Origin of the sequence: Pseudomonas sp. NY15463 (genome assembly GCF_048068415.1) — a bacterium.
Taxonomy (GTDB): domain Bacteria; phylum Pseudomonadota; class Gammaproteobacteria; order Pseudomonadales; family Pseudomonadaceae; genus Aquipseudomonas; species Aquipseudomonas mosselii_C.
This window is the reverse complement of the sequence record NZ_JBLUQD010000011.1, coordinates 37,270-56,212: the sequence shown is the minus strand read 5'-3', so window position 1 is coordinate 56,212 and position 18,943 is coordinate 37,270. Positions and strand designations below refer to the sequence as shown.

The window sequence follows — 18,943 nt, the reverse complement described above, 5'->3', positions numbered from 1 at the left end:
CCTCATGCTGCTGCACCTGTCCATTCGCAACTACGCCATCGTCGAACACCTCGACCTCGAACTCGCCCGCGGCATGTCGGTAATCACCGGCGAAACCGGGGCCGGCAAGTCGATCATGCTCGACGCCCTGGGCCTGGCCCTGGGCGATCGCGCCGACAGCGGCGTAGTGCGGCCCGGCGCAGACAAGGCGGACATCCTCGCCACGTTCGACCTGATCGACATCCCCGAGGCCCATACCTGGCTCGCCGAGCGCGACCTCGAAAGCGACGGCCCGTGCATCCTGCGCCGAGTCATCACCGCCGAGGGCCGCAGCCGCGGCTACATCAACGGCACGCCCTGCCCGCTGGGCGACCTCAAGGCACTGGGCGAACTGCTGATCGACATCCACAGCCAGCACGAGCACCAGTCGCTGCTGAAAACCGACACGCACCGCCGCCTGCTGGACGAATACGCTGGCGCCATTGACCTGGCCCGCCAGGTACAACTGGCCGCCAAGCGCTGGAACCAGACGCGCCAGGAGCTCGAGCGCCTGAGCAACGCTGGCGACGAGCAACGTGCTCGTCACCAGTTGCTGAGCTACCAGCTCGAAGAACTGGACAACCTCGGCCTGGGTGAAAACGAGCTGGAGCAACTCGAGCAAGAGCACAAGAACCTGACCAATGCCGAGGCATTGTTCGGCATCTGCCGCCAGGTCATCGACCAGTGCAGCGAAAGCGATTCGGGGAACGTGCTCAGCGCACTGACTGTCAGCCTCAATCGCCTGACTGCCGTCAGCAACGCCCCCAAGGCCCTGCACGAGGCCGTCAATCTGATCGCCAGCGCGCAAATCCAAATCGAGGAGGCCGTAGGCGAACTCAACCGCTTCCTCGACCATTTCGATGCCGACCCACTGCGCCTGCAGGCCCTTGAAGAGCGGCTCGACACCCTCTACACGCTGGCCCGTAAACACCGCGTCCACCCCACCGAGCTGCCCCACCTGCAACAACAGTTGATGGAGGAGCTAGAAGGGCTGAACGCCAGCGACGAGTCCCTCGAACGACTGGGCGAAGAGCTGAAAGCCTTTGCGCAGCACTATAAAGAGAAGGCAACCGAGCTGAGCGCCCTGCGCCAACAGGCCGCGACGCAACTGGCAAGCGCGGTCGAACTGGAGATCCAGCGCCTGGGCATGCCCGGCGGACGCTTCTGCATCGCGCTTTCGCCTTTCAACAACGACGAACTCTCACCCCACGGCCTGGAGCAGATCGAACTGCTAGTCAGCGCCAACCCCGGCCAACCCCTCAAGGGGCTGGCCAAGGTGGCATCGGGGGGCGAGCTGTCACGCATCAGCCTGGCGATTCAGGTGATCACCGCACAGACCTCACGCATTCCCACCCTGGTGTTCGACGAAGTGGACGTGGGCATCGGCGGCCCCACCGCCGAAATCGTCGGCCAGTTACTGCGCCGACTCGGCGAGCGCGGCCAGGTACTCACCGTCACCCACCTGCCCCAAGTCGCCGCACAGGGCCATCATCACCTGTTCGTGCATAAAGTGCGCAACAGCGACACCACCCACACGGCGGTGGCCAACCTGGGCAAACGCGAGCGCGTCGAGGAAGTGGCACGCATGCTCGGCGGCATCGACCTGACCAAGGAATCCCTGGCCCATGCGCGCAAGATGGTAGTCAGCAGCAAGGCTTAAGACTGACCGCACTCCCTGTAGGAGCGGCCTTGCGCCGCGAAAGGGCTGCGAAGCGGCCCCAGGATTTTGGCGTTATCCAAGATCGTCGGGGCTGCTTCGCAGCCCTTTCCGGCCGATCCAGCGCACCGGCAAGGCCGCCCCCACAGGGGAATGCGTTTTTCAGGCACAAAGCACAAAGGCGACCCGAAGGTCGCCTTTGTCATTCATAACGATCGAAATCGTTACTTTTTCTTGCGCACGTAGAGGACCAGGTTGTGGTCCACCAACTCGTAGCCGTGCTCGGCCACGATTTCCTTCTGGCGCTTCTCGATCTCGGTGTCGACGAACTCGATTACTTCGCCGCTATCCACGTTGACCATGTGGTCGTGATGACCACCGTCAGCCAGTTCGAATACCGCATGACCGCCGTCGAAGTTGTGGCGAACCACCAGACCCGCAGCCTCGAATTGGGTCAGTACGCGATACACGGTCGCCAGACCGACGTCCTCGCCAGCCTCCATCAGCGCCTTGTAGACGTCCTCGGCACTCATGTGGCGCTGCTCGGCAGAGTCGAGCATCTGAAGAATCTTGACTCGAGGCAGGGTCACCTTGAGGCCGGCTTTGCGTAATTCGCTATTTTCAACCATGGTCAGCTTTCTCGCCGATGCTGCTTCGCAGCTTCTCTTAATACGGGTATGATCGGGGTTTACGTTGTCCAGCCAAGATAGTGGAAGTCGCCCACCGATGCAAAACACCAAGCTCTTGCTAACCAGCCTCACCCTCGTGGGACTGCTCGCACTCGCCGGTTGCTCGTTTCCCGGGGTTTACAAAATCGACATCCAGCAGGGCAATGTCGTCACGCAGGACATGATAGACCAATTGCGCCCCGGAATGACCCGTCGGCAAGTAAGGTTTATCATGGGCAACCCCCTGCTCCAGGACACCTTCCACACCAACCGCTGGGACTATCTGTATAGCCTTCAGCCCGGTGGTGGCCGGCGCCAGCAAGAGCGCATGAGCATCTTCTTCAACGACAACGACCAACTGGTCAGCCTGGCCGGCGACTTCATGCCAGGCGTGAGCCGCGACCAGGAAATCCTTGGTGGCAGCGGCGATACCCGCGTCAGCCCGGCCCAACAGCCTGGCCAACCCGCTGAGAAACCGGCCAAGGCAGGCTCGCTGGAAGAGTCGATCCAGAAAGAGATCGACACCATCCAAACGACCCCGGTTCCGACCCCAGCCCCGCTGGAAACCTCGCCTCAGTAACCACAGGCGTAGACGAAAAAGCCCGGACATTATCCGGGCTTTTTTATGCGCGCCTTCGTCAGCTATAAAGTTGCTTGGCGCGCTGGCAGAAGGCATCGACCATCGTATTGGCCGCTTGGTTGAACAACGGCCCGAGCGTTGCACGGACCAGGGCACCGGCATAATCGAACGACAAGTCCAGGCTGATCTTGCAGGCTTTCTCGCCCAAAGGCTTGAACACCCACACCCCATGCAACTGGGTGAACGGCCCCTCCTCCAGGTTCATCTCGATGGACTGCCCCGGCACCAGCACATTACGCGTCACGAACTGCTGGCTCATCCCGCCCTTGGCCACTTCGAGCTTGGCGCGCATCTGCGTGTCACTGGCCTCGATCACCGTCGACGCCGAGCACCACGGCAAGAACGCCGGGTAGCTGGCCACATCATTGACCAAGTCGTAGAGCGCCTGGGCGGGGTAAGGCAGCAGGGCCGAGCGTTGAATATGGGTAGTCATCCAGGCGTCACTTCCAAACTGGGCGGTGGCGCATCGCAGCGCCGGAAAATCGATTCCGTTCAACGGAACAGCCCCTGCATTGTCCGGGATTAGTCCTACAGGCTCAAGCACACCTAAACCCCATAGCCGAGGACGCAGCGACTGCCTATAATGCCGCCCCTATGGCTAAGCAAAAGAAACATCCGACCGGGACCATCGCGCAAAACAAAAAAGCGCGACACGATTACTTCATCGAACACAAGTTCGAGGCCGGGCTGGTCCTGTCCGGCTGGGAAGTAAAAAGCCTGCGGGCCGGCAAGGCACACCTGACCGACAGCTACGTATTGCTGAAGGATGGCGAAGCCTGGCTGTTCGGCAGCCACATCACACCGCTGACCACCGCCAGCACCCACGTCATCGCCGATCCCATCCGCACCCGCAAGCTGCTGCTGAACAAGCGCGAGCTCGAGCGCCTGGAAGCGGCCGTGGCGCAAAAAGGCTACACCTGCGTGGCGATGTCGCTGTACTGGAGCAAGCACCTGATCAAGTGCGAAATCGCGCTCGGCAAGGGCAAGAAGGAGTTCGACAAGCGCGACACCGTGCGCGAACGCGACTCCAACCGCGAGCTGCAGCGCACCATGCGCAACAAGGGCAAGGAAGAGTAACGTCCTGCCCACGCGGTCGCGTGTAGGAGCGGCCTTGTGTCGCGAAAGGGCTGCAAAGCAGCCCCCGACGATCTTGAGTGATGCAGATATCTCGAGGGCACTGCGCGCCCTTTTCGCGACACAAGGCCGCTCCTACAAAAATCGCGCAAGCCGCAAGCGGGCGAGCACTCAACGCCCGCTGCGCCGCTCCGCCCGCGCCACTCGCTGAGCCTCTTGCTGCGCCTCCTCCAGCACCTCCTGCACATACAGAATGTGCCGGCTGGACACCTCCCGCGCTGCCTCGGCACGCCCCTCGACGATTGCCTCGTACAGCTCACGGTGCTGACTGATCAACATGTCGCGCGTCTCTGAACGCTGCTGGTACATGCCGCCGATATTGGTGACCACGTTACGCTTGAGCAGATCGAACAGCCCACGAATGGTGTGCAACAACACGGCATTGTGGCTGGCCTCGGCGATAGCCAAATGGAAACGCGCATCGGCCGCGCCCTCCTCTGCCCGGTCGACTTCACCTACCCGGTTATAGCAATCCTGCAACGCATCGAACGCCACCTTCAGGCGTTCGCGGTCCGGCGCAGTGGCGCGCTGCGCCGCGTAGTAGGCGCAGGACGCTTCGAGGGTATGACGAAACTCCAGCAGGTCGCGCTGCGCCTCGGGGCTGCCTTCGAGCAGCTTGAGCAGCGGATCGCTGAAGGTCGAACCCAGCGAGTCGGCCACGTAGTTACCGCCGCCCTGGCGACTGACCAGCAAGCCTTTAGCCACCAGCTTCTGGATCGCCTCACGCAACGACGGGCGGGACACGCCGAACTGTTCAGCCAAGGTGCGCTCAGCCGGCAGGCGCTGACCAGACGTCAACGTGCCTTCGAGAATCATCCCTTCCAAGCGATCGACGATATCGTCGGACAGGCGCCGTTGGCGGACCTGATCAAAAACCATCACATGCTCTCCACGAACCCCGGAGGTGCTGAGCCGGGGCGCCTATTCTGCGCCTAACCGGCCCCTCCCGACACCCATCAGATGGCGTTTTTCACCACCCCTCAGTCGCCCACTCATCGGCCTGCGACCAAAGTTTTCCCTCGGACAAATTGACACACCCATGAAGTGGCTTTTAACCTAGCGCCCAGACATTGTAAATTGGTCTTACCAATTATCCAATGCCAGTGCCTTGACCAACAACAATTAGGGGCCACCCGTATGCAAACCTGGCAACAACTCTATACCCCACTCGGTAGTCTCGGCCTGTCCGCACTGGCGGCGGTCATTCCTATCGTGTTCTTCTTCCTCGCCCTCGCCGTGTTCCGCCTCAAGGGCCACGTCGCAGGCAGCATTACCCTTGCACTGTCCATCCTAGTGGCGATCTTCGCCTTCCACATGCCGGTCGACATGGCCTTCGCTGCCGCAGGCTATGGCTTCCTCTACGGCCTGTGGCCAATCGCCTGGATCATCGTTGCCGCGGTGTTCCTGTACAAACTCACGGTCAAGAGCGGCCAGTTCGAAGTGATCCGCAGCTCGGTGCTGTCGATCACCGACGACCAACGCCTGCAAGTGCTGCTGATCGGCTTCTGCTTCGGCGCCTTCCTCGAAGGCGCAGCCGGCTTCGGCGCGCCCGTGGCGATCACCGCCGCACTGCTGGTGGGCCTGGGCTTCAACCCACTGTACGCCGCCGGCCTGTGCCTGATCGCCAACACCGCCCCGGTGGCCTTCGGCGCCCTCGGCATCCCGATCATCGTGGCCGGCCAGGTCACCGGCATCGACGCCTTCCACATCGGCGCCATGACCGGCCGCCAACTGCCGCTGCTGTCGCTGTTCGTGCCGTTCTGGCTGGTGTTCATGATGGACGGCCTGCGCGGCGTCAAGGAAACCTGGCCTGCCGCCCTGGTCGCCGGCCTGAGCTTCGCCGTCACCCAGTACTTCACCTCGAACTTCATCGGCCCAGAGCTGCCGGACATCACCTCGGCACTGGCCAGCCTGATCGCCCTGACCCTGTTCCTCAAGGTCTGGCAGCCCAAGCGCGCCTTCAGCGAGGCCCACGGCAGTGTGGGCGCCGCCGTGGTGCAATCGGGCGGCAGCCAGCCGACCCCGTACAGCTTCGGCGAGATCTTCAAGGCCTGGTCGCCGTTCCTGATCCTCACCGTGCTGGTCACCCTCTGGACCCTCAAGCCGTTCAAGGCCGCGTTCGCTCCAGGCGGCGCGATGTACAACTTCGTCTTCAACTTCGCCATCCCGCACCTCGACCAACTGGTGATCAAGACCGCGCCGATCGTCGCCGCCCCCACCGCCATGCCTGCGGTGTTCAAGCTCGACCCGTTCTCGGCCACCGGCACGGCGATTTTCCTCTCAGCGCTGCTGTCGATGCTGGTGCTGAAGATCAACATCAAAACTGGTCTTACCACTTTCAAGGAAACCCTCTGGGAACTGCGCTGGCCGATCCTGTCGATTGGCATGGTGCTGGCCTTCGCCTTCGTCACTAACTACTCAGGCATGTCCTCGACCCTGGCCCTGGTCCTGGCCGGCACCGGCGCTGCGTTCCCGTTCTTCTCGCCGTTCCTCGGCTGGCTGGGCGTGTTCCTGACCGGCTCCGACACCTCGTCCAACGCCCTGTTCAGCTCGCTGCAAGCCACCACCGCGCACCAGATCGGGGTCAACGACACCCTGCTGGTCGCCGCCAATACCAGCGGCGGCGTGACCGGCAAGATGATTTCGCCGCAGTCGATCGCCGTGGCCTGCGCCGCCACCGGCCTGGTCGGCAAGGAGTCGGATCTGTTCCGCTTCACCGTCAAGCACAGCCTGTTCTTCGCCACCATCGTCGGCCTGATCACCCTGATCCAAGCCTACTGGCTCACCGGCATGCTGGTTCATCACTAAAGTGAAAGGGGCCGGGCGCCCAGAGGCGCCCGGCATCACCTTCAACCCACGCTGCGAGAATCCATGATTATTTCCGCCTCCACCGACTATCGCGCCGCGGCCCAACGCAAGCTGCCTCCTTTCCTGTTCCATTACGCCGACGGCGGCGCCTACGCCGAACACACCCTGCGCCACAACGTTTCCGACCTGGCCAGCATCGCCCTGCGTCAGCGCGTGCTGAAGAACATGTCGGAACTGAGCCTCGAAACCCGCCTGTTCGACGAAACCCTGAGCATGCCCGTGGCCCTCGCCCCGGTCGGCCTCACCGGCATGTACGCCCGGCGTGGCGAAGTGCAGGCGGCCCGTGCAGCAGCGGCCCACGGCATTCCGTTCACGATGTCCACGGTCTCGGTCTGCCCAATCGAGGAAGTCGCCCCGGCCATCGACCGGCCGATGTGGTTCCAGCTTTACGTGCTCAAGGACCGCGGTTTCATGCGCAACGCCCTGGAGCGCGCCAAGGCCGCCGGAGTGAAGACCCTGGTGTTCACCGTCGACATGCCCGTGCCCGGCGCGCGCTACCGCGACGCCCACTCCGGCATGAGCGGCAAGCACGGCCCGCTGCGCCGCGTGCTGCAAGCCATGACCCACCCCGAATGGGCCTGGGATGTCGGCGTCATGGGCCGCCCCCACGATCTGGGCAACATCTCCAAATACCGTGGTAACCCCACCGGGCTGGCTGACTACATCGGCTGGCTGGGAGCCAACTTCGACCCGTCGATCTCGTGGAAAGACCTGGAGTGGATCCGCGAATTCTGGGACGGCCCGATGATCATCAAAGGCATTCTGGATGCCGACGACGCCCGCGACGCGGTCAAGTTCGGCGCCGACGGCATCGTCGTCTCCAACCACGGCGGGCGTCAGCTCGACGGCGTGCTGTCCAGTGCCCGCGCGCTGCCGGCCATCGCCGATGCGGTCAAGGGCGACATCAAGATCCTCGCCGACTCGGGCATCCGCAGTGGCCTGGACGTGGTGCGCATGATCGCCCTGGGCGCCGACAGCGTGCTGATCGGCCGCGCCTTCCTGTATGCCCTGGCCACCCACGGCGAAGCCGGGGTAAAGAACCTGCTGGAGCTGTTCGAAAAAGAAATGCGCGTGGCCATGGTGCTGACCGGCGCCAAATCCATCAGCGAGATCACCCGCGACTCGCTGGTCCGCGAACTGGGCGCCTGAGCGCGCCCCCACCTGATTCCGCCTGAATGACCGGGGTACGCCGCGCACCAGACGCCGCGCCCCCGCGAGGAGACTGCATGAGCCTGCCCGCCGCGTTCCTGCGCGATGCCCAGCGCCTGATCCCCGCCGAACGCCGCTTCGACGACCCCACCTCGACCCTGGCCTTCGGCACCGACGCCAGCTTCTACCGGCTGATCCCCAAGCTGGTGGTGCGGGTCGAGTCCGAGGATGAAGTGGTCGCGCTGCTGCAATTGGCCCAGCGCGACCGCGTGCCGGTGACCTTCCGCGCCGCCGGCACCAGCCTCAGCGGCCAGGCCATCAGCGATTCGGTGCTGATCGTGCTGGGCGACAACTGGGGCGGCAAGGAAATCCGCGCCGAGGGCGAGCAGATCCGCCTGCAACCCGGCGTAATCGGCGCCCAAGCCAACGCCTGGCTGGCCCCCTACGGGCGCAAGATCGGCCCAGACCCGGCCTCGATCAACGCCTGCAAGATCGGCGGCATCGTCGCCAACAACGCCAGCGGCATGTGCTGCGGCACCGCGCAGAACACCTACCACACCCTGGCCGGCCTGCGCCTGGTGCTGGCCGACGGCACCCGCCTGGACAGCGAAGACCCCGCCAGCGTGGCCGCCTTCGAACGCAGCCACGCCAGCCTGCTCGACGAACTCGCCCGCCTGGGGCGCGAAACCCGCGCCAACACGGAACTTGCCGAGCGCATCCGCCACAAGTACCGGCTAAAAAACACCACCGGCCTGTCGCTCAACGCCCTGGTGGACTACGACCAGCCGCTGGATATCCTGCAACACCTGCTAGTCGGCTCCGAAGGCACGCTGGGCTTCATCAGCGCCGTCACCTACAACACCGTGCCCGACCACCCGCACAAGGCCAGCGCCCTGCTGGTGTTCCCCAGTGTCGAAAGCTGCTGCCGCGCGGTGACCGTGCTCAAGCGCCAGCCCGTCTCGGCGGTGGAACTGCTCGACCGGCGCAGCATGCGTTCGGTGCAAGCGATGCCCGGCATGCCGACCTGGGTAAAAGGCCTGTCGGACAACGTCTGCGCGCTGCTGATCGAATCCCGCGCCGCCAGCCAGAGCCTGCTGCACGAACAGCTCGAACAGGTGATGGCCGCCATCGCCGACTACCCGCTGGAGCAAAAGGTCGACTTCAGCGAAGACCCGGCGGTGTACAACCAGCTCTGGAAAATCCGCAAGGACACCTTCCCCGCCGTCGGCGCCGTGCGCCAGACAGGCACCACGGTGATCATCGAGGACGTCACCTTCCCCGTCGAGCAACTGGCCGAAGGCGTCAACCGCCTGATCCAGCTGTTCGACAAGCACCGCTACGACGAAGCGATCATTTTCGGCCACGCCCTGGAAGGCAACCTGCATTTCGTCTTCACCCAAGGCTTCAACAGCGCCGCAGAAATCGCGCGTTACCAGGCCTTCATGGATGACGTGGCGCAACTGGTGGCGGTGGAGTTCGGCGGCTCGCTCAAGGCCGAGCACGGCACCGGGCGTAACATGGCGCCGTTCGTCGAGCTGGAGTGGGGCCAGGACGCCTACCAACTGATGTGGACGCTCAAGCGTCTGCTCGACCCCCACAGCATCCTCAACCCCGACGTGGTGCTGAGCAGCGACCCGGACGTCCACCTCAAGCACCTCAAGCCGCTGCCCGCCGCCGACGAAATCGTCGACAAGTGCATCGAGTGCGGCTTCTGCGAGCCGGTATGCCCGTCCAAAGGCCTGACCCTGAGCCCACGCCAGCGCATCGTGATGTGGCGCGACATCCAGGCCAAGACCCGCGCCGGCCTCGACACCCGCGAGCTGATGCAGACCTACCAATACCAGGGCATCGACACCTGCGCCGCGACCGGCCTGTGCGCCCAGCGCTGCCCGGTAGGCATCAACACCGGCGAGCTGGTGAAGAAATTGCGCAGCCAGGCCGCCACGCACCTCAAGACCGCCGACTGGCTGGCCGAGCACTTCCCCACCACCCTGCGTGGCGCGCGCCTGACCCTGGCCGCCGCCAACGGCGCGCGCAAGCTGCTCGGCGCCCCACGCCTGGCGCGCCTGAGCGCCAGCCTGAGCAAAGCCAGCAACAGCCGCCTGCCACAGTGGACCCCGGCGCTGCCGCAACCCCTCAAGCCCATCGACTTCGGCCCCGCGAGCAACGACGCGCGCCCGCGCGTGGTCTACCTGGCCGCCTGCGTCTCGCGCGTGATGGGCCCGGCCTACGCCGACCGCGAGCAAAGCTCGCTGCTGGACAAGACCCGCGCCCTGCTGGAAAAGGCCGGCTACCAAGTGGTGTTCCCCGGCAACGCCGACAGCCTGTGCTGCGGCCAACCGTTCGCCTCCAAGGGTTACCCCGAGCAGGCCGAGCACAAGCGCCAGGAGCTGATCGCCGCGCTGCTGCACGCCAGCCGCGGCGGCCTCGACCCGATCTACTGCGACACCAGCCCCTGCACCCTACGCCTGGTGCAAGACCTGGGCGAAACCCGGCTCGACCTGTACGACCCGGTGCGCTTCATCCGCACCCACCTGGTCGACAAGCTGGAGTTCACCCCGCAGGAGGAACCGGTGGCCGTGCATGTGACCTGTAGCACCCAGCACCTGGGCGAAAGCCAGGCCCTGATCGACCTCGCGCGCCGTTGCAGCAAGCAGGTGGTGATCCCCGAAGGCATCCACTGCTGTGGGTTTGCCGGCGACAAAGGCTTCACCACGCCGGAGCTCAATGCGCACTCGCTGCGCACGCTGAAGGATGCGGTGCAGTATTGCAGCGAAGGGATTTCCACCAGCCGCACGTGCGAGATCGGCTTGTCGAGCCATAGCGGGATCGACTACCACGGCCTGGTGTACCTGGTAGACCGCGCGACCCGCGCGCGCAGCCTCTAAAGCATCCGGGCCGCCCACGCGGCGGCCCGGCAAATGATCCCGAGAACCCGCCACGCCTCGTGTAGGAGCGGGCTTGCCCGCGAACATCGGCGCAGCCGATGCCATCCACCGCGCTGCTTGATTCGCGGGCAAGCCCGCTCCCACAGTCCCCTGCCAAATCAGAAAGTGGTGTGCAGCGCTATGAAAGCCGGCTCCCGGCGAATGATCGACAGCACTCACACGGCGCAAAGCAACAGACCTTTCCCACCAAAATCTCAGACCGAGCCGAATATGCCCCGCTTGCCCCGGAAGGCATCGTGCGCAGGACTATGAATCGGGCTCTCAAGCCAGGGAAACGGACTCCACCATGCAAATCGAGAAAACGTACCAACGCGTGACGCAGCATGGTGTTGTCTTCGACGTAAACGAACTCCTCATAACATCGGAGCACTGCTGCCACCTGCGAAGCATGGCTCTGCCCTTTGTGCACAAACACCACTATCAGATCATTGAAAAGATCGCTGAGCTCTACGACCGAATGCAGGCAGGCGACCTGCCCTGCCTCATGCAAGTCGCAGTATCTCGCCCACTCACTCGACAACAAGGCGACCTACTCAATGAGCAGCGCCAAAGCGTCAGCGACCTTGTCGGCGCCCTGGCAGGCAAAGCCACTGCATCCGTGCTGGGGGGCCCAGCAGGCTTGGTCGGCAGCCTGATTGCAGGCACCGCTGCTGGTTCTTACGTAAATCGGGCAGCCAAGGCACGTCTGCCTACGTTCCACGTCGGCGATGTATTAGTGCTTTTGTCAGCCCAGGTGAGTGGCGGCATCGGCCCACAAACATCCACGCTGCTGCTCATCTTATGAAGGAAACGCACATGCCAGAGCTTTACCTGATCGGTTACCTATTGGCCACAGCCGTCCTACTCGACTGGCTATGCCGCTCGATAGCGTTGCGCAGAACGCTGTACGTCGCCTTCATGGCCATTGCCATCACAAGTTGCAACCAACTGGGCGAACGGCAAGTACTGCAACTCGATGGCGGGCAATGGGCTTTGCTGTTCGCGCTTGCGGGCCAGCGCCTGCTGTTCAAACGCTCGCGCTATTGGCGTGACGGCGAAGACTGAGCCAACCAACCATCACTACCTGATCCCGCCCGGTTATCGCGAGCCCCTGCTTGCCCTGCGAAGAGGCTCCAAAACTCGTAAGACATTTCCGAACGTACGAGCAGATGCTTCTGCCAAAAGCACCTTCAGACCTATCCTACGCAACTGTCGGAAGCAGCTACGTTGCCGGGCAAGAACCTCAGGAATAACTTCACCGGGTCGCCACGAAAGGTGACCGGGCGTGAGAACCCGTAGCGAAAGTTTTCGGCATCCCTGTTATGGCAGCCGTGCCCGGGCAGACTTCGGTCTGGCCGAGCTTTACTTCCGCCTCGGTTTCTCACCCCGTGTACGGCTGCCACCCTTCGTCCCGTGAGAAAGGCATGAGCGGCAGCTTCCACAAACTCTGCGGAAGTGTTGACCATGAAGAAGATCGTTCCAGACCCACCATACCTGCTTCGTTACTTCACGCTGTCCTCCGACTTCTCCCCCGAAGATGCGAGCACCGAAGCCGAAGCCCTAATGATCTGCCTGCATCAGATCCTCGACCTGTACTTCGACAGTAGCGACCAAGACAAGCGCCAAACACTCATCAACACCAGCCTTTACCTCAGCCAGCTCCTGCAACACCTAACCCGCCATGCAGCAGGAGCCCAGCCATGACCCAGCAACCCCAACATTGGCAAACCGCAGGCGTCACCGCCTGTCTGGAGTTTTGCCGCATCCAGCCCGGTATCCCTTTCGAGCATGCTTTCAGCGAGTTGTCGGCCCTGCTCGGCTGCGTCCGCCACCTCACCCGCGAAGCCGAAATGGAAAGCGACCTGATCGCCGGCAGCTCAGCCCGGATTCTCAGCGCCCTGGCCAAGGCACTGATTGATGACATGGAAATCGGTATACAGCGCAAAACCTGATGCCGCGTCCACCCGCTCCCTCTGTGGGAGCGGGCTTGCCCGCGATGACGCCCTCGAATCCGTATGACCATTCTGAATTTGCAACAAAGTGCTTCCGCCAAAGGAGCCGTCAGACCCGTCCTACGCGAGTGTCGGAAATAGCCACGTTGCCGGGCTAGAACCCCAGGCCTAACTTCAGGGGACCGCCATGTTTGGCGACCAGGAGTGAGCCCCCTAGCAGCAAATTTTTCGGCATCTCTGTTAAGGCAGCCGTACCCGGGCAGACTTCGGTCTGGCCGAGTTTTCCCCCTCCGCCTCGGTTCACTTTCCGGGTATGGCTGCCACCCTTCGCCTCGCGTGAAAGGCAAGGGCGAAACAAAACCGCAATCCTCACCTGTACGACTTAGCGAGACCAGCATGGAAGCAATCACATTCTCCCTTTGCGTGTTGTTTTTGGGCACCGTGCTGGACTGGACATTTCGCTCGGAAATGCTCAGGAGGTCCATGTATGTGGTGCTAACGGCCATCGGCATCACCACATGCTCCCAGCTTGGCACCCGCGAAGTCATGCACCTTGATGGCGGCATGTGGAGCATGCTGTTGACCATGGCGGGCTTGCGCTTGCTCTTCAAACGGTGGAATTACAGCCGAACACGCGAAGACTGACTCCGTTCGCCCGCATCACGCCGATTGAACCCTCGCCAACCGCCAGCAGTCCACCAAACAGGCCCACCCTCCAGAGGCCTCACGAGGAGACACCCATGAAAGGTACTGCGCTATCCGCCCTGTTCGCGGCCGCCACCCTGCTGGCCTCGCCTGTATTCGCCGCCGACGACCTGTGTGCGATGAACCTGCAGAAGATCAACGACAGCATGGCCACCGCTGGCGCCACCTCCGAAGGCCTGGACAAGGCCGTGACCGAGCACGTCGACCAAGCCAAGGCCGCCCAGGCCAAGGGCGATACCAAGGAGTGCATCGCCATCACCAGCAAGGTGCTGGAGCGCCTGGAAAAAACCGAGAAAGGCGGCAGCGCGTCCGGCAGCGGTACGTAAGCCCAGGCGGGCGGCGCACCGGCTGTCGACGCCGCCCGCGCAAAGGCGTATACTCCGCTCTGCACACCCCATAAAGGTGCGCCAGCTAGAGCTGAGTGTGGGGCCGATTAGGATTCGACGCCGGTAGCGAAACTCTAGGTGCATGCCGAGTTGGTAACAGAACTCGTAAATCCACTGTTGCAACTTTCTATAGTTGCCAATGACGAAAACTACGAGGGCTACGCTCTCGCTGCGTAAGCAGCTGAGCCCGCTCTCCTGGTAGCTTCGGCTCCAGCAATCACCAGGGGATGCCTGTAAACCCGAAGTGATTGTCATACAGAACAGGATCGTCGTGCAGCACGTTGGGGGCGAAGCGACTAAAACTTACCCAACTCGTCCAAAGCACCCTGCCCGTCGGGCGGCTGCGGATTAACTCAGTAGACACGGCTAAGCATGTAGTACCGACAGCGGAGTACTGGCGGACGGGGGTTCAAATCCCCCCGGCTCCACCAATTTTCTTGTAAGTCGTTCATTTCTAAGGCTTTTTTCCAAAGCAGTATTCCAAGATTACATCTTGGGGCGGCAAAAGGCGGTAGGAATGGGCGGCATGCCACTCTTGACGCACTCACCAGGAGTGCGCCATGCCTCGCTACATCGAACGAAGCCGTCACGGCCTCTATTACCTTCGATTGCCCAAACACCTTGCCCACCTCAACCAGGGCAAGCGCGTGTCCCTGCACACCCACAGCAAAAGGCTTGCTATCCAGCGCGCCGGTCGGCATATAAGCAGTCTCAACCTGTACCTGAGCCTGAGCCTGAGCCCGACAATGACTGACCCGATCCCAACCTCTATCGCCGAGTACCAAGCACTCAAAGAAGAAATGGCGCGGGACTTTCAAACTGAAAACCATAAGCTTGACCAGGCGTTGCAGCAAGCGGCACGGCTTCCTGACAGCTCGAATGCGGTGAGGCTCGCGCTTGAACTGCGCCTGCGCAATGTGTTCGTCGAAGAGGCCATGCGCTACATCACTCTGCAACTGGAGGGCACAGCGCTCCCCCTGCACGGCACTGCTCAGGATCAGTACTCAATCCTGAACGACCTACTGACTTTTGCAGAAAACACCGATCTGGAAATCAACGGCGCTCGGCAGGCGGACGGCACGATTAGCCGATCCGCGCTGGAGGTCGCAAAAGGGGCGTTTAAACAGGCGATCTACAGCAAGCATGAAGAGATGTCCGAAAGTCTCCGAGGCGTCACGAAAGCCCCCGCCCAGGACGAGCGAGCGCCTTCACCATCAGCCCTTGCTCCCACTCCCCTAACCCCACCAGTAACCCTGCTAGCCTTGCATGAACTCCAACAAGTAGATGCTGAGGAGCTGGAGGGGCCACTAACCAAAAACACCCGCACAGAATATGAGCGCCAGTCCCGTGTGCTGACCGTACTCAGCGAACGCAAACTCATCCATGAATTCACACAAGTCGATTTTGAGCAGCTCCACAGAGCCGTGCTAAGAATCAAGCTGGGCGCAGTACGGGGTTTGGATCGCGACAAGGCGGGACGTAGGGATCTGATACCTGAGGACGCGGACTACACCGCCATTAGTGTCGAGACGGCGAGTGCCTACTCGATCCGTCTGCATACCCTGCATCTGTTCGCCTACAGGAAAGGGTACACGGCGATACACCCCGACAAAATCGACAAGCCTCGTTTCAGCAAGATTTCCAACAAGCAAAAGAAATCTACGCCTCTGGATCAGACCAAAGCCAAGTCCTATCGCCTCGATGAGCTTCAGGCCATTTTCGATGGCTACCTCTATCACCCGAGCAAACTAAGCCCACGCAAGGAGATCCATCCCTACCAGTTTTGGCTACCGCTGATTGGGATCTACAGCGGCATGCGGATTGATGAAGTTTGCGGCTTGTCCACGCGAGCCGTGGAGCGCAGCACCTCGGGTATCTGGCACTTCAAGATCGAAGAAGAACCAGCGCTCAATCGGAAGCTAAAAAACAAAGCGTCGAAGCGGCGGGTGCCTGTACACCGGCACCTGATCGAACTCGGCTTCATCGACTATGTAGAAGAGCGTAGGAAGAAAAAAGCCAAGATGCTGTTCGACGGCCTGCACTACAACAAGAATGGCTGGGGCAACACCGCCACGCGCTTCTTTACTCGCTTGCCGTCTCCCACGTCTCCTGGCACTGGCTACCTGTACGACGTGGGTATCCATCGAGAAAAGCATGATGGACGGGATTATCACGCCTTTAGGCATACGTTCATTGACCGCATGCGCGCGTGCGGGGTGGACAGCGGCTATGACATCGAGGCCATCACAGGCCACGAAAAAGAAAATGTCAGCGAAGCTGACCGCTACGGCGATGGCCCTGAACTCAGAGAGAAGGCGGAAAAGGTCAATCGCGTTTTCTATGAGCTGGATCTGTCGCACATCGACTACGAGGCCTTTAAAGCGTCTAATCGTGCTGCCTTGGCTCGTTCGGAGCGAGCATTCGCCAAAGAGCATAGCAAACAGGCGAATCACACCTCGTAGAAAGACACACTCGTGATCACTAAGCTCAATACAAAGGTGCTTATCTAGCACCTTTTTTTATTTTGTCAGGTCGCGTAAAAAACGACACAATTTGCGTTACAATAATAATAACAAAAAACAAACACCATGAACAAAAACACTCTAACTACTGAACCCAAAACTCTACATCCAGAGTTCAAATATTTCCTGAAAGCTCTTTCATACTTTGATGATGACGAGCTTGAACTGCTTTCGACAGGAAACATTCCAGCCCCCATCGCACTCAATCGTGCGCTGAATCTAAAGAATGCAACACCAGGGCAAATCTCTGGAGTAGCAAAGGATTTAGCCCATATCCACTCTCTTTCAGTCAATCGACTAACTATCCTAGAAACGATGGGGTATATCAGTAGCGAGGAACTTGTCGCTCAGCAAAAACTGCTCATCGACAGCATGGCCATTCTTGAAGAGGACAACCTGTGGATACCAATTAATTTTGGGTTGCCTTTAGAAAAATCTTTGGTGCGTGCCTGCGACTACCGCTCCATTAAAAAGCAACTGGTCAAAATTGCTAATGATGAGCGGATCAACACCGAGGCAAAGAGGCGTCGGGTCGGCGGCAAAACTGATCAGCCATACTGCTCAGATGATACCCTAACATTCAGAAAGACTCAGGAAGAAATCAGCCAAAAAACGCTAGAAGGCGTCTATGTTTCTAGAGTCGGCTCCGGTCAAATCACCACTTTAGCAGACATTGCCAAAGGCCAAGAACAACGCAGATTTAACCAGTTATTTCACATATCTAAAAATCTCCAATCAGTTGCTGACGATGCGGATTTCGAAGGGTATTTTGTGACGCTCACGGCCCCCGGAAATTATCACCCTAATCCAGCCCTAGGCAAATGCAGCTATGACCAAGCGCGCTTGCGGAGTGGGCACGAGTACATTCAAGACCGGTGGAAACTAATCAGAGCGCGGCTGGCAAAACTAAAATGCTCATTATCTGTTGACACTTTTTTCGGCATGCGCTTCGTAGAAGCACATAAAGATGGCTGCGCGCATTGGCATTTGTTGTTCTTCACTACACCCGAGCGATTTTCAATCTTCCAAAATTTGGCGAATGAATACTTCCCAGCGCGCAGACAGTGGGATTATGAACAGGTTGACCGAACACGCGGCGAAGCCAGCAGCTACCTATTCAAATACGTAGCAAAAACAGTTAACAGCTCGAAATTTGAGGATGCTCGACTCCTACCCGATGAAGAAGACGAGAGCCGGTTAGAAAACGACCAAGCGAGCTTAAAGCATGTTGACCGAGTGACTGCGACTCTGCGGGCTCAGCGCATTAGACAGTTCCAATGTTTCGGCATCAGCAACACCCTCACTAAATACCGCATCATTAACAAAATCGAAGAAAGCATCAACGAGTTCGTTAGTGATTCAGTACGGCAATCGCTTTTAGCATGCAGAATGTACAACAACGGCAAAAAGGATAAGAGCGATAGAAACCTGATAGGCTTCAAGAATCTAATCACAAAATTCACTGATTCATTTGAGCTGATCAAGGAACCATACTTAAACCGTTTTGGCGAACCGTCATCACGAATAACGGGCATTCTATTTAGTTGCGGATTCGCTTACTATCTTCCAGAATACGAAATCAGCCGAAATCTTGAAGACTTGCTGGAAGAGGTTCAGTACTGGGCAAATGATGAAGAGCTTGATCAGCTCGAACGCGATACGTTTATAACGAATACGGCGTCAGACATTGACACCTCATGGGATGAACTTTTTAAAGAGCCAGAGACGGTTACAGTTATTTATAGTTATCCAAGACCGACCGCATCTCAACTGATAGACCTCATCAAACATGAGCAGCCAAAGCGTTTCTATGTCAAATACACTGACATTCAGACAAAAAACGAAGCGGACCCACCACTAAATACGCATGAGATCATCGAATTATTGACAACCTGACAAACACTGTCAGCTCCATTGACTTTCGACCGCCTGCTACGCTGGCGAATTCGACCAGCGGAGCGGGCGGTCTAGACAACGGCTCACCATAGACGCGTCCAAGTTCATCAGAGAAACATGCACAAAAAGCGCAGTCTTTTGAAGATTTGCGCTTAACAGGCAAGGAAAATTAAGAAAGTGATTGGCTCACTCAAGCGATCGCTTAATGATCAGATTTACATCTCATTAATGGATTCACTATTGGTTTTTCTAAGCTGCTTATTCAGCAGTAGGTTTAGATCAATTGATCTAGCGGCCAATCACTTTCTTAATATGCCTCGCTGCTTTGGATGGCTTCATATTAACGAACCATTTTCACAACCGCCAATTGTATATCTGGATCAAAAAACCCGAATTTGATAGTCTTTTTCTATGTCAATCA

At 59.8% G+C, this 18,943-nt stretch carries 17 protein-coding genes and 1 other RNA gene; 15 read left to right on the top strand and 3 right to left on the bottom strand.

Features of this window, described 5'->3' with window-relative positions; all coding sequences use genetic code 11:
- Positions 1-4 precede the first annotated feature (4 nt).
- Positions 5-1,678, top strand: a complete 1,674-nt coding sequence (recN, locus tag ACNFIC_RS23130; RefSeq protein WP_138221482.1) for a DNA repair protein RecN — start codon at positions 5-7, stop codon at positions 1,676-1,678.
- Between the two features lie 221 nt (positions 1,679-1,899).
- On the opposite strand, the gene fur is transcribed toward recN, so the two are convergent.
- Positions 1,900-2,304 (bottom strand): ferric iron uptake transcriptional regulator, encoded by a 405-nt coding sequence (fur, locus tag ACNFIC_RS23125; protein WP_138221484.1) that lies wholly within the window; start codon positions 2,302-2,304, stop codon positions 1,900-1,902.
- A gap of 97 nt (positions 2,305-2,401) precedes the next feature.
- Between fur and ACNFIC_RS23120 the strand changes: the two genes are divergently transcribed.
- Positions 2,402-2,923 carry an outer membrane protein assembly factor BamE gene (locus ACNFIC_RS23120; protein WP_138221485.1) on the top strand — a complete coding sequence of 174 codons (522 nt, stop codon included), beginning with the start codon at positions 2,402-2,404 and terminating at the stop codon, positions 2,921-2,923.
- 58 nt (positions 2,924-2,981) lie between these two features.
- Here the strand turns inward: ACNFIC_RS23120 and ACNFIC_RS23115 are convergent, their stop codons facing one another.
- Positions 2,982-3,416 carry a type II toxin-antitoxin system RatA family toxin gene (locus tag ACNFIC_RS23115; RefSeq protein WP_138221486.1) on the bottom strand — a complete coding sequence of 145 codons (435 nt, stop codon included), beginning with the start codon at positions 3,414-3,416 and terminating at the stop codon, positions 2,982-2,984.
- A 161-nt stretch (positions 3,417-3,577) separates the two neighbouring features.
- On the opposite strand from ACNFIC_RS23115, the gene smpB reads away from it, so the two are divergent.
- The gene (smpB, locus tag ACNFIC_RS23110) at positions 3,578-4,060 is read left to right on the top strand and encodes an SsrA-binding protein SmpB (RefSeq protein WP_011532120.1); all 483 of its coding nucleotides are present in this window, start codon (positions 3,578-3,580) and stop codon (positions 4,058-4,060) included.
- 168 nt (positions 4,061-4,228) lie between these two features.
- On the opposite strand, the gene ACNFIC_RS23105 is transcribed toward smpB, so the two are convergent.
- Positions 4,229-4,996, bottom strand: a complete 768-nt coding sequence (locus ACNFIC_RS23105; RefSeq protein ID WP_416782180.1) for an FCD domain-containing protein — start codon at positions 4,994-4,996, stop codon at positions 4,229-4,231.
- 258 nt (positions 4,997-5,254) lie between these two features.
- Here ACNFIC_RS23105 and ACNFIC_RS23100 point away from each other — a divergent pair, with 258 nt between their 5' ends.
- The 12 genes from ACNFIC_RS23100 to ACNFIC_RS23045 all read left to right on the top strand — a co-directional run bounded on the left by ACNFIC_RS23100 (position 5,255) and on the right by ACNFIC_RS23045 (position 18,522).
- The gene (locus ACNFIC_RS23100) at positions 5,255-6,925 is read left to right on the top strand and encodes a lactate permease LctP family transporter (RefSeq protein ID WP_416782178.1); all 1,671 of its coding nucleotides are present in this window, start codon (positions 5,255-5,257) and stop codon (positions 6,923-6,925) included.
- 63 nt (positions 6,926-6,988) lie between these two features.
- Positions 6,989-8,134, top strand: a complete 1,146-nt coding sequence (lldD, locus tag ACNFIC_RS23095) for an FMN-dependent L-lactate dehydrogenase LldD (RefSeq protein WP_138221489.1) — start codon at positions 6,989-6,991, stop codon at positions 8,132-8,134.
- Positions 8,135-8,211: 77 nt separating this feature from the next.
- On the top strand, positions 8,212-11,022 hold the full coding sequence (locus ACNFIC_RS23090; RefSeq protein WP_416782176.1) for an FAD-binding and (Fe-S)-binding domain-containing protein: 2,811 nt from the start codon (positions 8,212-8,214) through the stop codon (positions 11,020-11,022).
- Positions 11,023-11,368: 346 nt separating this feature from the next.
- Entirely contained in the window at positions 11,369-11,866 is a 498-nt protein-coding gene (locus ACNFIC_RS23085; RefSeq protein WP_416782174.1) for a hypothetical protein, read from the top strand.
- Positions 11,867-11,877: 11 nt separating this feature from the next.
- Positions 11,878-12,126: a hypothetical protein gene (locus tag ACNFIC_RS23080; RefSeq protein WP_138221491.1), complete on the top strand. Its 249-nt coding sequence runs from the start codon at positions 11,878-11,880 to the stop codon at positions 12,124-12,126.
- Between the two features lie 399 nt (positions 12,127-12,525).
- A complete protein-coding gene (locus tag ACNFIC_RS23075; RefSeq protein WP_416782172.1) occupies positions 12,526-12,765 on the top strand; it encodes a hypothetical protein in 240 nt (79 codons plus the stop codon).
- The gene (locus tag ACNFIC_RS23070) at positions 12,762-13,013 is read left to right on the top strand and encodes a DUF3077 domain-containing protein (protein ID WP_416782171.1); all 252 of its coding nucleotides are present in this window, start codon (positions 12,762-12,764) and stop codon (positions 13,011-13,013) included. Before ACNFIC_RS23075 ends, ACNFIC_RS23070 begins: the two co-directional genes overlap by 4 nt.
- 396 nt (positions 13,014-13,409) lie before the next feature.
- Positions 13,410-13,658 carry a hypothetical protein gene (locus tag ACNFIC_RS23065; protein WP_416782169.1) on the top strand — a complete coding sequence of 83 codons (249 nt, stop codon included), beginning with the start codon at positions 13,410-13,412 and terminating at the stop codon, positions 13,656-13,658.
- Between the two features lie 95 nt (positions 13,659-13,753).
- Positions 13,754-14,044, top strand: a complete 291-nt coding sequence (locus ACNFIC_RS23060; RefSeq protein WP_138221872.1) for a hypothetical protein — start codon at positions 13,754-13,756, stop codon at positions 14,042-14,044.
- A 99-nt stretch (positions 14,045-14,143) separates the two neighbouring features.
- Positions 14,144-14,535, top strand: a transfer-messenger RNA (tmRNA) gene (gene ssrA, locus ACNFIC_RS23055).
- A 129-nt stretch (positions 14,536-14,664) separates the two neighbouring features.
- Positions 14,665-16,566, top strand: coding sequence for a site-specific integrase (locus ACNFIC_RS23050; RefSeq protein WP_416782167.1), 1,902 nt, complete (start codon positions 14,665-14,667; stop codon positions 16,564-16,566).
- A 126-nt stretch (positions 16,567-16,692) separates the two neighbouring features.
- Positions 16,693-18,522 (top strand): replication endonuclease, encoded by a 1,830-nt coding sequence (locus ACNFIC_RS23045; RefSeq protein WP_416782166.1) that lies wholly within the window; start codon positions 16,693-16,695, stop codon positions 18,520-18,522.
- Positions 18,523-18,943: the final 421 nt, after the last annotated feature.

What these genes read in the sequence shown, in the direction of transcription:
- ACNFIC_RS23075 (WP_416782172.1), top strand. Translation starts at nt 12,526, where the DNA reads ATGAAGAAGATCGTTCCAGACCCACCATACCTGCTTCGTTACTTCACG.
- ACNFIC_RS23050 (WP_416782167.1), top strand. Translation starts at nt 14,665, where the DNA reads ATGCCTCGCTACATCGAACGAAGCCGTCACGGCCTCTATTACCTTCGA.
- ACNFIC_RS23070 (WP_416782171.1), top strand. Translation starts at nt 12,762, where the DNA reads ATGACCCAGCAACCCCAACATTGGCAAACCGCAGGCGTCACCGCCTGT.
- ACNFIC_RS23115 (WP_138221486.1), bottom strand. Translation starts at nt 3,416, where the DNA reads ATGACTACCCATATTCAACGCTCGGCCCTGCTGCCTTACCCCGCCCAG.
- ACNFIC_RS23105 (WP_416782180.1), bottom strand. Translation starts at nt 4,996, where the DNA reads ATGGTTTTTGATCAGGTCCGCCAACGGCGCCTGTCCGACGATATCGTC.
- lldD (WP_138221489.1), top strand. Translation starts at nt 6,989, where the DNA reads ATGATTATTTCCGCCTCCACCGACTATCGCGCCGCGGCCCAACGCAAG.
- ACNFIC_RS23065 (WP_416782169.1), top strand. Translation starts at nt 13,410, where the DNA reads ATGGAAGCAATCACATTCTCCCTTTGCGTGTTGTTTTTGGGCACCGTG.
- ACNFIC_RS23120 (WP_138221485.1), top strand. Translation starts at nt 2,402, where the DNA reads ATGCAAAACACCAAGCTCTTGCTAACCAGCCTCACCCTCGTGGGACTG.
- ACNFIC_RS23080 (WP_138221491.1), top strand. Translation starts at nt 11,878, where the DNA reads ATGCCAGAGCTTTACCTGATCGGTTACCTATTGGCCACAGCCGTCCTA.
- ACNFIC_RS23060 (WP_138221872.1), top strand. Translation starts at nt 13,754, where the DNA reads ATGAAAGGTACTGCGCTATCCGCCCTGTTCGCGGCCGCCACCCTGCTG.
- smpB (WP_011532120.1), top strand. Translation starts at nt 3,578, where the DNA reads ATGGCTAAGCAAAAGAAACATCCGACCGGGACCATCGCGCAAAACAAA.
- fur (WP_138221484.1), bottom strand. Translation starts at nt 2,304, where the DNA reads ATGGTTGAAAATAGCGAATTACGCAAAGCCGGCCTCAAGGTGACCCTG.
- ACNFIC_RS23100 (WP_416782178.1), top strand. Translation starts at nt 5,255, where the DNA reads ATGCAAACCTGGCAACAACTCTATACCCCACTCGGTAGTCTCGGCCTG.
- ACNFIC_RS23045 (WP_416782166.1), top strand. Translation starts at nt 16,693, where the DNA reads ATGAACAAAAACACTCTAACTACTGAACCCAAAACTCTACATCCAGAG.
- ACNFIC_RS23085 (WP_416782174.1), top strand. Translation starts at nt 11,369, where the DNA reads ATGCAAATCGAGAAAACGTACCAACGCGTGACGCAGCATGGTGTTGTC.
- recN (WP_138221482.1), top strand. Translation starts at nt 5, where the DNA reads ATGCTGCTGCACCTGTCCATTCGCAACTACGCCATCGTCGAACACCTC.
- ACNFIC_RS23090 (WP_416782176.1), top strand. Translation starts at nt 8,212, where the DNA reads ATGAGCCTGCCCGCCGCGTTCCTGCGCGATGCCCAGCGCCTGATCCCC.